Genomic DNA, 13,742 nt, shown 5'->3' with positions numbered 1-13,742 from the left:
CAGGGGCGTGGCGGGTTTAGTCGCATAGATGTGGAGGGATTTGAGGGTGGAAATGATTCAGGGCGATCTAATTACGGTGGAGACATTGGCGGAGGACTTCCGCCGCCTGGGGGTGCATGAAGGAATGACGCTAATTATGCACTCTTCGTTTAAATCGCTTGGAGAGTGGATAGCAGGTGGGCCTGTTGCTGTTATTTTGGCGCTTGAAGAGGTATTGGGGGAAGAGGGTACGTTAGTTATGCCTACGCATTCGAGCGATTTATCCGATCCTTCCGGATGGTCACGGCCCCCGGTTCCTGAGGCCTGGTGGGCTTCAATCCGGGAAAAGATGCCTGCGTATGATCCGGATATGACTCTTCTAAGAGGGATGGGAATCATACCGGATACCTTCCGTAAGCAAAAGGGTGTCAAGCGCAGTAGCCATCCCATTCATTCGTTCGCGGCTTGGGGCAAGCACAGGGATTGGATCATAGACGGGCATGAACTGGACTTCGGATTGGGAGAACATTCGCCCCTGGCCCGCATTTATGATCTGAACGGAAGTGTTCTGTTGTTAGGGGTGGAGAACCTCAACAACACCTCACTGCATCTGGCGGAATGCCGGGCGTCTTTTCCAGGCAAACAGGAAATCGTCAGTGGAGCGCCCATGATGGTGGACGGGAACAGGCAGTGGGTGGAGTTCAAGGAGCTCGACTGGGAGTCTGAGGATTTTGTAGCCCTGGCGGAGCAATTCCAGCAGGATACAGGCCGAATTGCTTTAGGCCAGGTTGCAGCGGCTCGGGCTAAGCTGATCCCTCAGCGTGAGATCGTGGATTATGCGGTAAGATGGATGGAACGGAATCGTACATAAGGAGGATTGGCAATGAGTACAACAACAATTTATTTGACCCGGCACGGGCAGACGGAGTGGAATGTGCAGCATCGCATGCAAGGTCATAAAGATTCGGCGCTGACACCGCTCGGTGTCCAGCAGGCAGAGTGGTTGCAACGGGGCCTGGCCACCGAACGAATAGATGCTGTCTACGCAAGCCCGAGCCCGAGGGCTTGGCGGACGGCAGAGATCATTATCGGGGAGCGGAATATTCCGCTTCAATCTGCCGAAGAATTCCTGGAGATCGGGATGGGGATTTGGGAGTGCTGTGACTCCACAGAGCTTGAGGTCATCCATCCGGATCAGTACGAATATTTCTGGAAGGACCCTGCCAAATTCAAGGTGAAGGGCAGCGAGACCTTTGCAGAAGTACAGGAACGGGCACTGGACAGGCTTGCCGCGATCGTAGATGCCCATAAGGGTGAAGCTGTACTGATCGTCACCCATACGGTGGTGATCAAGCTGTTAATGGCATACTTCGAGGGTAGGCCCCTTCCTAAGCTGTGGGATCTCCCGTATATCCATCCTACCTGCCTAAGCCGGATTGATTTTACAGGGGACATTCCGGAAATTGTGCTTCATGGAGATATCAGCCATTACGAATCTAATGCTGACGAAGTAAAATCCTGACAGATTACCTTATACCATATCATTGAACTATTACTTATAGAGTTGTTGATCAAAAGGAGATGATCCGTTATGCCGGAACATCTCCTTTATTCGTTGTTAGATGTTGTTTTAGCCTCTGTTTCGCCTCCAGATCTGACAGATCTCCGTTAATTCCTTTTAGAACAGGTAGTAGCATTGCTACTCCTGAACACAGGATAGGAATCAGACCAGCGGCCAGGAAAAGAATAGGCAGACCATAAGCATGTGCTATTGCTGCTCCACCCATAGCACCGACTGGTTGCAGGCTGCCGCCAATCAGAAAGCGGATCGAGTTGACCCGCCCCTGCAAATGGGACGGAACCAGGCGTCCATGTAAGGAAGAACTTAGCGAACCGAAGAAGGGGGCTGCCACTCCGGTGATGAACTGAGCCGCTAGCACCAAGGGATAACTCGAAGCAAATCCTATTAATGTCGTAGAGAGGCCGATAACCATGAGGCTTGATAGCATGACCGTCTGCCTTTGTTTGATTTCTCCAAGGAATGAAATCATGGTTAGCCCGACTAAGGTACCCAGTGCAAAAACTGTAGTCAGAGCACCTATAGCGACGGCATCCCTATTCAGCACATCTCTTACAAAGGGAATGATCATCGTCCAGACAGCAATATTGCACATATTACTGATTGCCACCATGCACATGATCGCCAGCATGGCTGGAAAGTTCTTATAGAAAGAGAAGCCTTCTGTAATCTCCCGGATGTAGCGGGCCAAGGATAGATTGCTCCCGTTCTTTGCAGGTGTCTGCATCTTGGGCAGCCATAGTAAAGTAACGATGGCCCCCGTGTAGCAGACGGCGTAAACACCCATGGCCGGCAGCGCTCCGGCGGCGGCTGTCAGAGCGCCGGCCATGGCAGGGCCCAGCAAGGCAGCTGCGTTCTTGAAGCCGTCGATTACGGCAAACGCGCGCACTAGCTTGCGAGTGTCCGCCACGTCGGGCACGACAGCCATCGCTGTTGGCATAAAGAGGGCGGCACATGCACCGCTGAGTCCGGCTGCAAGAAACAGATGCCACAGCTGAAGCTGTCCGGCCAGACCCATCGTCAGCGGCACCAGTATGGCCAGCAAACGCACTGCTGCCAGGCCGGCCATAAATCGGCTGCGGTGCAGCCGATCAGACAACGGTGAACCGATGAGCCGGAGGATGAACTCGGGAATGCTGGAGCTGAGCGCTAAGGCACCCATGGCCAGCTTGGAGCCGGTCAAATCATAGACCAGCCACTCCATCGCCAGCAGCCCGAAGGTATCGCCCAGGGAACTGAGCGATATTGTGGCCAGCAAACCGTAGTAACCGCGTTTTAACATGTGATTCCTCCCTAAAGCTTGGGTTCTCCCTAATGTGCCTTTCCCATCAGCTCTTCATGTAATCGCCGATTTGCCGGGGCAGATCGTCCAGTGCCTCCAGGCGCAAGCTATAGTCTGTAGTCTTATTGTTATAGTGCACGATAACAAGTCCTGCCGCTCGAAGGGTGATGAGATGGTAGTGGATCGTGCTTTTGGATAAGCCGACCTCCCGAACGATCTCGGTGAACGTAAGCTGCTTTCCTGTCAGCAAGCGAAGGATGCAGAGTCTTGTTTCATCCGACAGCGCATGTGTTAGCCGCAGCAGTTCTGCGGGCGGCCGGCCTTCTCCGGGCGGAAGAACATCGCAGGAATAACTGGTGAAAATAACCTCATCATAAATAGCACTGGTCACGAGTGGACGTGTATGATACTGGGGGATGATCACAACTTGCTTCAGAAGATCCGTAGGATACAGCCGCATGCCTTGTGTAGCCTGCTCATAGACCTCCATACTGTTATCTTTGTTCAACATTTCGCGCCTGTACTCGGCTTCGCGCTCAAGACCCTCAATGATAGCCTGGTTGATGCCGCTGAAGTAATGGGTGTTCCAAACCCGTAAAGCCTCAGAGGCTAGGTCGCGTAGTTCTGGAAGATTAGGCGGAACGCTGAGGTTATACCGGGCAGCGATCTCATAGAGCTCCCCCGAGGAGAGGGCGTCCAGCCAATCCAGGAAGCCGGTAACAGAACGATCACCTGGACAGTTCCAGATATAAGGATAGAGATTGGATTCATCCGTTGCATCCATGGCTTCTCGCATCTTTTGTAGCTGCGCAGGTGATAAGTGCTGCTGAACTTCCCGAACCCAGAGCTTTCCTGAATCCATGACCGCATGACTCTGCTTGCGGAGAAACGCGTTGAAGCTATTCACACATTCATAAATGGGTGCAAAATCTACTTCCACGATGTAGTTGATAGGGGGCATAGGTTCACTTGTCCTCTCAGAGTTAATTGATGTTGATTAGTTGGGTTAAATACGATCAACGAATATGTTCTATAAATATAGAACCTGATATAAGTTTCATTATAATGGAACAATTTTGAAAATTCAATCCCGATTTTACCATGGAAATAGCGGTTGTGTTGCAGGCCTGACCTGATGCAGGCTCCGTTCTATGCAAAATAATAAGAGGGACCCGGACGAAAATTTCGCCCAGGTCCCTCTTTATTGATGCTTTACGATCTGTGGTTTAATGATGGATCGACTTGAAGTCTAGTTGATGAAGTGAAGTGACTTCAGAGCCTTCTCCAGCATAGTTACGGCCTCCGCACGGGTTGCCGCTTTTTGTGGAGCGAAAGCTCCGTCAGGTGTTCCCTGGATGATGCCAGCGGCCGCAATTTCTGCTACGGCTTCGCGGGACCAGGCCGGAATACCGGCTGCATCGCTGAACTTAGCCAGTACAGCAGGGTCCGCATTCAGAGTAGCGCCTGTATACTTGATGGCTTTAGCCAATACAGCTGCCATTTCCTGACGGGAAATCTGACTGTCGGGACGGAAAGTACCATCTGTATAACCAGAGATCAGGCCAGCTGCAGAAGCTGTCTGGATAGCGCCCGCATACCACTTGGACGAGCTGACATCGCTGAACGTTGTTCCGCCGCTAACAGTTTCCAGGCCCAGTGCCCGTGTGATCAATGCTGCGAATTCAGCACGGCTGACCGATTGTGAAGGGGAGAAGGTAGTGCTGCTCGTTCCGCTCACAATCTGTTTGGAAGCCAGCAGATCAATAGATGACTTCGCCCAGTGTCCGGCAGTATCTCCGAACGACTTGCTGGATTGGATCACAGTATAAATGCTGTTGCTGTTGCGTGTAATTGTTACTTCTGTTGTTCCGTCTGCTTTGGTTGTGAAGACGGATGGCACGAAGATCAACTGTCCGCTAGCTTGGTCGAAGACCACTGCTGTAGCGTTCTGTGCATTCAAAGCGCCTGGAACTGTGATTGTCCGCTTAACGTAGGTGCTGCCAAAGCTGTTTACTGGAACATTCTTCGTTCCGGCTTGGGCTGTGACGCTGAATTCAATCACAGGTCCGGCAAGGGTAATGGAGCCTTGTTGTGCCGCAGCACTGTTAACACTGCTCAGCGTAACAGAGTCAGCTGGTGTCATAGAGACAGTAACTGTAAAGTCACTTGTACCCAATTGATTAGCAAGTGCAGCTCCTTTGATGATGCTTACAGGCATGGAATAGGAAGTGCTGCCTGCAGTAAAGGTCAGAATAGTATTCGGTTGAGCAGCTGCCTGAGCAACAATAACGCTGCCTGGAAGCACGATTTGTGCGCCACCTGCAGAAGCAGTGACCGGGATGACCAGTTCATGGCTGCCAGCAGGCAATTTAGCCAATTGTGCAGTCAGCTCAGATTGTGTAATGGTCGTCACCTGTTGCGTTGCCGATGGAGATGGCGCTGCTGTAGGTGAAGTTGTCGCACTTGGTGTTGCTGTTGGTGCTGGAGTGGATCCCGATCCTCCAGATGGACTCGTTGGCACCGGCGTTGGTGACGGTGTTGGTGAAGTCTCAGGTGTAGGCACAGCACCTTTCAGATCTTTAATCCGTCCCTCAAGACCGATGTTCACATCACCAATTTGTTTCAGATAATCTGTGAATACTTCATAGTCTGGCAGATATAGCTCATAGTAGCGTCCTTCTGCCTTGGCTTTTGCCAGGGAGCGGTAGAAGTCACCGCCGCCTGCCATGAAGGAATTCGTGGACAGGATATAGTAACCTTTTGGATCAATAGCAACGTAGCTTCCATCTGCTTGTTTGATCTCTACAGATACCATCCGTTCCCCTTTTTGCTCCAGAACATTGGTGGTCGGGTTAATGATTTCCGGCTTCTTGGATGAATCATAGGTGTACTTCATACCGGATACTTGTGCAAAACGTCCTTGGTCACTTTCCAGTCCGCTCACACCGTTTTCCAGGGATTCAATAATTTCTTGTCCCGTTACTTTCAGGGCTACCAGACTGTTGGAGAATGGCATTACTGTCAGTACATCGCCGAGAGAAATATTACCTTTGTTGATACCAGCGCGGATACCGCCGCCATTTTGAATTGAGACAAAACCTTTGATAGTAGCCAGATCATCAGAAGACAACAGCTTGGTAACCAATTCCTTGGACTTGCTGTTCACGCCGTCTGCGATCAGATTCCCGATAGCTGTCTCTTCCTTACGTACGACACGAGTCGATTTGCCATCGATTTCGCGGTTCACACTTAGCTCTACATTCGTTTTGCCCACCTGGGTGCCACGAATTTCTGTCAGCTCTTTATCATATTTCTCAAGCATAGACTTAGCTGTTGCATCGTCAGCAAATTTGCTAACATCCAGCAGCTTGCCTTTGTAGGAAGTAATAACACCCTTGTCGTTGAAATTAACATCCAACTCACCAAGGTTTTGACCATACTCTCCGGTCTGTACGATCAGGGTTGGCTCGCTGTCCTTGTTCTTGATGACAGGTGCATCCAGCTTCGTATGCGAGTGACCGCCGACGATAACGTCGATGCCTGGTACTTGTACAGCCAGTTGCTCATCCACAGTGTAGCCCAGGTGGGAGAGAGCAATGATTTTGTTAATGCCTTGATCTTGCAGCATTTTTACAGTGTTAGCTGCGCTGGTTTTGTAGTCCAGGAAGGCGATGTTGTCGCCTGGCGAAGCCAGTCCAACGGTGTCTTCAGTAGTGAGACCAAAGATTCCGACTTTCTGCCCGTTAACTTCTTTAATGATGGCAGGGTAGATGTGGCCATTTTGAACGGAAGCGTTCAGTCCGCCGATCTCATTCTTGAAGTTGCCCTTCAGCTCATTGTCTTTAGTTGTAAAGTCAATGTTGGAGCTGACAATTGGGAAGTTCGCCTTATCTACAAAGGTCTTCAGTGTTGGCAAGCCTTTGTCGAACTCGTGGTTCCCGAAGGTCATGGCATCGTAACCGATGTAGTTCATGAACTCCAGGTCAGCAAGTCCTTCGAATTTCGTAAAGTACAAAGTACCGGAGAATACATCACCTGCATCTAGCAGGATAGAGTTGTCGGTACGTTCTTGCTTGATCGCGGTCATCCGTTTCACAACAGTCTCAAGGTGACTGTGGGTGTCGTTCGTGTGCAGGATGCGCAGCGGGAATTCTTTGCCTGGTGCTTGTGAGCCTTTCAGATCGGTAATCCGGCCCTCAAGCTCCATATTCACCTCGCCAATCTTTCCTAAATATTCCGTGAATACTTCAAAGTCTGGCAGATAGAGTTCATAGTAACGTCCATCGGCCTTAGCTTTCGCCAGGGAGCGATAGAAGTCACCGCCGCCCGCCATGAAGGAGTTCGTGGACAGGATATAGTAGCCTTTAGGATCAATAGCAACGTAGCTTCCGTCTGCTTGCTTGATCTCTACGGATACCATCCGTTCCCCTTTTTGCTCCAGGACGTTGGTGGTTGGGTTGATGATCTCCGGTTTCTTCTTGGAGTCATAGGTATATTTCATACCAGATACTTGTGCAAAACGTCCTTGGTCACTTTCCAGTCCGCTTACACCGTTCTCCAAGGATTCAATAATCTCTTGACCTGTTACTTTAAGCGCTACGAGACTGTTGGAGAATGGCATTACGGAAAGTACATCCCCAAGGAAGATGTCGCCTTTCTTAATCGGTACGCGGATGCCGCCACCGTTTTGAATCGAGACGAAACCTTTGATCGTGGCTTGCTCTTCTGGAGATAATAGCTTGGAGACCAATTCCTTGGACTTGCTATTCACACCATCTGCGATCAGGTTTCCGATTACTGTTTCTTCTTGGCGTACAACACGTACGGATTTACCATCGATGATGCGGTTGGTGTCCAGTTCCACGTTCGTTTTACCAACCTTGGTCTTGCGTACTTCTTCTAATTTGGCGTCGTAATCCTTAAGCATTTCCTTGGCTTTCGCATCATCAGCAAATTTGCTAACATCCAGCAGCTTGCCTTTGTAGGAAGTAATAACACCCTTGTCGTTGAAATTAACATCCAACTCACCAAGGTTTTGACCATACTCTCCGGTCTGTACGATCAGTGTTGGCTCGCTGTCCTTGTTCGTGATGACAGGTGCATCCAGCTTCGTATGCGAATGACCGCCGACGATTACGTCGATGCCTGGTACTTGTACTGCAAGCTGCTCATCCACGGTGTAACCCAGGTGGGAGAGAGCGATAATTTTGTTAATACCTTGATCTTGCAGCATTTTTACAGTATTAGCTGCGCTGGTTTTGTAGTCCAGGAAGGCGATGTTGTCGCCTGGCGAAGCCAGTCCAACGGTGTCTTCAGTAGTGAGACCGAAAATACCGACTTTCTGTCCGTTAACTTCTTTAATAATAGCAGGGTAGATGTGGCCATTTTGAACGGAAGCGTTCAATCCGCCGATCTCACTCTTAAAGTTGCCCTTTAGTTCATTGTTCTTCGTTGTAAAGTCGATGTTGGAGCTGACAAATGGGAATTTCGCTTCATCGATGAAATTCTTCAGTGTCGGCAAGCCTTTGTCGAACTCGTGGTTTCCGAAGGTCATGGCGTCGTAACCGATGTAGTTCATGAACTCCAGATCGGCAAGTCCTTCGAACTTCGTAAAGTACAAAGTACCGGAGAATACATCACCTGCATCTAGCAGGATAGAGTTGTCGGTACGTTCTTGCTTGATCGCTGTCATCCGCTTCACCACTGTCTCAAGGTGACTGTGCGTATCGTTCGTGTGCAGGATGCGCAGCGGGAAATCTTTCTCTGGTGCCGGTGTAGGTGTTGGTGCTGGTGTTTCTGTTGGTATTTCTGTTGGCTTAGGTGATGGCACAGCACCTTTTTGATCCGTAATGCGTCCTTCCAGACCCATGTTCACATCACCATGTTGTTTGAGGTAATCTGTGAACACTTCATAGTCCGGCAGATACAGCTCATAGTAACGTCCGTCTGCCTTGGCTTTCGCCAGGGAGCGATAGAAGTCACCGCCGCCCGCCATGAAGGAGTTCGTGGACAGGATATAGTAGCCTTTAGGGTCAATAGCAGCGTAGCTTCCGTCTGCTTGCTTGATCTCTACGGATACCATCCGCTCCCCTTTTTGCTCCAGGACATTGGTGGTTGGGTTGATGATCTCCGGTTTCTTCTTGGAGTCATAGGTATACTTCATGCCGGATACTTGTGCGAAACGTCCTTGGTCACTCTCCAGTCCGCTTACACCGTTCTCCAGCGATTCAATAATTTCTTGTCCTGTTACTTTCAGGGCTACCAGACTGTTGGAGAATGGCATTACTGTCAGCACATCTCCTAGAGTGATGGTGCCTTTGTTGATCCCTGCGCGGATACCGCCGCCGTTTTGGATCGAGACGAAACCTTTGATAGTGCTCAGTTCAGTAGGAGAGAGCAGCTTGGAGACCAATTCCTTGGATTTGCTGTTCACGCCGTCTGCAATCAGGTTACCAATAGCCGTTTCTTCCTGGCGTACAACACGTACGGATTTACCGTCGATAACGCGATTGACGCTCAGTTCCACATTGGTATTGCCGACCTTGGTGTTACGGATCTCTGTCAGTTCAGCGTCGTACTTGGCAAGCATAGTCTTAGCTGTTGCATCATCAGCAAATTTGCTAACATCCAGCAGCTTGCCTTTGTAGGAAGTAATAACACCCTTGTCGTTGAATTTAACATCCAATTCGCCAAGGTTTTGTCCATACTCTCCGGTTTGCAGAATCAGGGTTGGCTCGCTGTCCTTGTTCTTGATGACAGGTGCATCCAGCTTCGTATGCGAGTGGCCGCCGACGATTACGTCGATGCCTGGTACTTGTACAGCCAGTTTCTCGTCCACAGTGTAGCCCAGGTGAGAGAGAGCAATGATTTTGTTAATGCCTTGATCTTGCAGCATCTTCACAGTGTTAGCTGCGCTGGTCTTGTAGTCCAGGAAGGCGATGTTGTCGCCTGGCGAAGCCAGTCCAACGGTGTCTTCAGTAGTTAGACCGAAAATGCCGACTTTCTGTCCGTTAACTTCTTTAATAATGGCAGGATAGATGTGACTATTTTCAATAGAAGAGTTCAGTCCGCCAATTTCATTCTTGAAATTGCCCTTCAGTTCATTGTCTTTGGTTGTAAAGTCAATGTTGGAGCTGACAAATGGGAAGTTCGCCTTATCTATGAATTTCTTCAGTGTAGGCAAGCCATTGTCGAATTCATGATTACCGAAGGTCATAGCATCGTAACCGATGTAGTTCATGAACTCCAGATCGGCAAGTCCTTCGAACTTCGTATAGTACAGGGTACCGGAGAATACATCACCGGCATCAAGCAAGAGGGTGTTTGGAGTCCGTTCTTGTTTGATGGCAGTCATCCGTTTCACCACTGTCTCAAGGTGACTGTGCGTATCGTTGGTGTGCAGGATGCGCAGCGGGAAATCTCCTGTAGCTTTAACATCAATCTGAGCCATTACAGCATCATGATCGGATACACGTCCTCTGGAGGATGGGAAGTCAGCGTTCAGGTGAATAACATCCACATCAGCAGAAGCCGTCAGTTTTTTGCTGACCAGAATATGGTCAAGGACTTGAGAGTTACCGTCATAAGTATACGTATACTGCTCATTCAAAGGCAGTTTGTCGATCAGATTATCCAGTTCGTCGCCTTTCAGAATCGTCGCAGTCGGCGTGAATTGGAAATCGTTTAGGTCGCCAAGTGCTACGATGTTGGCATCAGGATTGGCTGTCAGTACTTGCTTGACGAAGCCATTCACAACAGCCGCGATCTTGTGGCGTTGAGTTTCACTGGACAATACCGGAGGTTGAGTGCTGCCGAAAGGAGCAGTGTCTCCACCTTTGGAGTTGAAGTGGTTGGCAATAACAATGACTTTCTCACCGCGGAAGATAAATTGTGCTGCGAGCGGTTTACGCGAGCTTGTAAATGCTTCGTTGGTTGGATCGATCCGGCCAGGGTTGTAGGTCAGCTTATCGGCTGCTTTATCGTAGCCTACCGATTGTGTAGAGGTACCCTTTTGACCATTAACACTGTCTGCCAGCTCTACGCGTTCCGGGTTGTACAAGAAGCCTACGCGGATGTTACCGCCTGGAGCTCCTCCGTCTTTTTTATCCTGTGGAGCAATATCAATGTACTTGTATACTGGACCGCCTGCAGCCTGAATGGCTTGAATAAGCGGAGTGGCGTTGGCTTCAACCGTTCCATTGTCGGTTTCGCCATTGCTGTCTTGCATTTCAACAACGCCGATAATATCCGGCTTTTTCATGTTGGCTGTGATGGATTCAGCGAGCTTCTTAGTCTTGGCATCGCCTACACCCGGGTAATAGTTCTCGATATTGTAGGAAGCGATCAAGAGCTTGTCCGCATTAACCTCAATCGTCGATGTCTCTTGCTTGAACGGACTTGTGGTGATAGAAGGGAGTTTTCCGTATTCAGGAATCACCTTAAAGTTGCCGTTGTTGTAGCCGATTACGCCAGTAATGTCACCGTTGAAAGTATCTCCAGTGCCGACTTCTTGGCCGGGATTACCATAAGCGATCAGTAGGCGCTGCGGGTTGTAATTCTTGTATTCTGTCAGGGCAAGTCCGCCTGCTGGCGTAATAGCATCTTGAGTTCCGTTATCAATTCTTGTTGCGATGTTGTACACCTGGGAAGTACCGTTACCACTTGTCCAATAAGGACTTAGGATGGTTGGTGAAGGAAGCTTCACCAGCATGCCTTCCAGGGATTCGTAGAAATCGATAGCATCCTTATCGGATTGGAACTCCGTTCTATTGTCGAGAATGGATGTAGGAATGACACGTCCACCCTTACCAAGAACGACAGGCTCTGGGAAAGTTACACCTGCTTTAGGCAGTTGCTTTAAGTCTGTCAGAGTAATCTGTGTAGAAGTCAGATTTGTGCTGCTTCCTTCGTTGAATTCGGTCACCTTACCTGTCACAGCGACAAAGTCTCCAACAGCAGGCTTCTTGCTTGCGTCTGTGCTATAAACAAAAATACCTTCGGAAGTGTTCGGGTTGTTGTCTGGCTTCGGATCTTGGATAAAGAATCCTTTGTAATTGCCGTTCGTAAACGTATATCCATATTGAGTAACGATACCCTCTACATCCGTGACGGTCTGCCCGTCAAACTCGGACTTGTGGGATTCGCCTTGGATATCATGGATACGTGGAGCCTCAGAAGGCGTGTAAGCAAAAGTGTAAACCTTGCTTGTCTGGCCTCCAGTCACAGCAATTGCTTTAATGGTAACGTTCTGATTGACCTCAATCGGGGCGGTATACTTGGTGCTTGCCGATGTTGGGTCTGTTCCGTTGGTTGTGTAAAAAATTTCTGCGCCAGTCGCTGGACTGGAGAGAGATACCTTACCGCCAATAATGATGCGGCCTGCGCCTGGGCTTGCCATTACGGAAAGGGTCTCTTCCACCAGTGCATTCTCATTAAGCGGGATGAACTGGTAGGTTGCATTGAATTGCTTAATTACACCTGTAATGCGTTCAAACGTTTTCCCGCTAGTTCCTGGATCAAGCTTGGACAACGGAGAATAAATTGTGAATTCTTGATCGCCTTGTTTTGCGGTTACTGTGCTTCCGGCTTTTTTAACGATAGTGACATTTTCCATCGTTACAAGTTGAGCTTCAAGTTTCTCGCCGTTAGCTGTGCTCAAATCAGCTGCAGTTATCAATTTTGGAGCAGGTACGCCTACATTTGGCGTAATGACTTTCTGAGACAAGCCAGCTTGCGGCTTGATTTCTTGCAGACCGTTATAAATTTCCATCACACCGGAGGCTTCAACTTCATCTCCAATGTTAGCAAATGCCGGGAAACCATAGAGAACGATCCCTGCATTGCCATCCTGTATGTACATTTCAGCGCCGTCGATATGTGTCACGATGCCTTTTGTCCACACATTTTGCCCTTTTTCCATAACTCTTGTAGCAGGAATGGTACTTTGGTAGAGCACCGAGTAAACAAAATTAGTGATAGGACTGTCAGCCAAACCAGGGGCCGAAGCAAAAGCGTTAATTCCTGTATCAGCAATTAATTGAATCGGCTGATCGAAGAGCTGATAGTCTCTTGTACCGCCATTGCCATACACGGCAGCATAGACAGAGGCTCCTACAGTAGGAGAGCTAAGGGAGATTGAAGTCCCCACAGGCCATGCATTCGGAGCTGGTGAGGCCACGACAGGAGCTGCCGCAGTTGGCGCTTCCGGCGCTTGTCCGTAGCTGCTGTTGCGCGGGCTAGGTGCACCGACATTGAAGTCTGTGGAGTTGTCATCGGTGTCGAGTCCACGATTGTCAGTTGGTTCCCCGTCAATCGCTTTGCGAGTTGCGGATAAGGTAGCAGACAGGGCTTGGGTAGGAGCTTTATCGAACTCATTGGCTGTGCCGAAACCGACAAAGTCAACACGTTTGCCAGAATCGTCAAGAAGTTCTACTTTTCCTGCGGCAGCGGCCATATTAATTGTGCCCGTAATGTCAGGAGTAGGAAGCTCTTTGGTGCCGCCTGCCCCCGGTGCTTCCTGAATGAGATAATACCCCTTAGCGGATATAGTTCCACTTAACGCTGTAATAATTGTAGAGGAGTTGATAGGGCTGTTTGCGCTGTTATAACGTACTTTCCAACCACTCAAATCTACTGAGGAATTCGTAGGATTGTATAATTCTATGAAGTCATTTTTATACTGTGCTCCAGTATTGCCTCCGCCTCCATAAACCTGCGATATGACCACCGCATTATTATCCGGCGCTGCTTGGGCGGTATGGACAGCAGGGAATACATTGCCGACCGTAATCAGCATCGCTAGCCCTGCTGCGAGCCATTTCCTTACCCTTTTAGAGATAACCATTTGTTTAAATCTACCCCTCTCAAGAACTAAATTTGACAACCTATACAATCCTACCATTT

5 protein-coding genes are annotated in these 13,742 nt (G+C 49.4%); 2 read left to right on the top strand and 3 right to left on the bottom strand.

Going from position 1 to position 13,742, the window contains the following annotated elements; translation table 11 throughout:
- The first annotated feature begins 46 nt into the window (after positions 1–46).
- The gene (locus HPT30_RS07710; RefSeq protein WP_175370833.1) at positions 47–850 is read left to right on the top strand and encodes an AAC(3) family N-acetyltransferase; all 804 of its coding nucleotides are present in this window, start codon (positions 47–49) and stop codon (positions 848–850) included.
- Positions 851–862: 12 nt separating this feature from the next.
- Positions 863–1,501: a histidine phosphatase family protein gene (locus tag HPT30_RS07705; protein WP_175370832.1), complete on the top strand. Its 639-nt coding sequence runs from the start codon at positions 863–865 to the stop codon at positions 1,499–1,501.
- Positions 1,502–1,568: 67 nt separating this feature from the next.
- On the opposite strand, the gene HPT30_RS07700 is transcribed toward HPT30_RS07705, so the two are convergent.
- The 3 genes from HPT30_RS07700 to HPT30_RS07690 all read right to left on the bottom strand — a co-directional run bounded on the left by HPT30_RS07700 (position 1,569) and on the right by HPT30_RS07690 (position 13,683).
- Positions 1,569–2,840 carry an MFS transporter gene (locus tag HPT30_RS07700; protein WP_175370831.1) on the bottom strand — a complete coding sequence of 424 codons (1,272 nt, stop codon included), beginning with the start codon at positions 2,838–2,840 and terminating at the stop codon, positions 1,569–1,571.
- Positions 2,841–2,886: 46 nt separating this feature from the next.
- Positions 2,887–3,801, bottom strand: coding sequence for an ArsR/SmtB family transcription factor (locus tag HPT30_RS07695; protein WP_175370830.1), 915 nt, complete (start codon positions 3,799–3,801; stop codon positions 2,887–2,889).
- 288 nt (positions 3,802–4,089) lie between these two features.
- Entirely contained in the window at positions 4,090–13,683 is a 9,594-nt protein-coding gene (locus HPT30_RS07690) for a 5'-nucleotidase C-terminal domain-containing protein (protein WP_175370829.1), read from the bottom strand.
- Positions 13,684–13,742: the final 59 nt, after the last annotated feature.

This window comes from Paenibacillus agri, from assembly GCF_013359945.1.
GTDB lineage: Bacteria > Bacillota > Bacilli > Paenibacillales > Paenibacillaceae > Paenibacillus_AQ > Paenibacillus_AQ agri.
The sequence above is the reverse complement of the archived record's forward strand: the minus strand, read 5'-3'. Positions and strand labels throughout refer to the sequence as shown.

What these genes read in the sequence shown, in the direction of transcription:
- HPT30_RS07705 (WP_175370832.1), top strand. Translation starts at nt 863, where the DNA reads ATGAGTACAACAACAATTTATTTGACCCGGCACGGGCAGACGGAGTGG.
- HPT30_RS07700 (WP_175370831.1), bottom strand. Translation starts at nt 2,840, where the DNA reads ATGTTAAAACGCGGTTACTACGGTTTGCTGGCCACAATATCGCTCAGT.
- HPT30_RS07695 (WP_175370830.1), bottom strand. Translation starts at nt 3,801, where the DNA reads ATGCCCCCTATCAACTACATCGTGGAAGTAGATTTTGCACCCATTTAT.
- HPT30_RS07690 (WP_175370829.1), bottom strand. Translation starts at nt 13,683, where the DNA reads ATGGTTATCTCTAAAAGGGTAAGGAAATGGCTCGCAGCAGGGCTAGCG.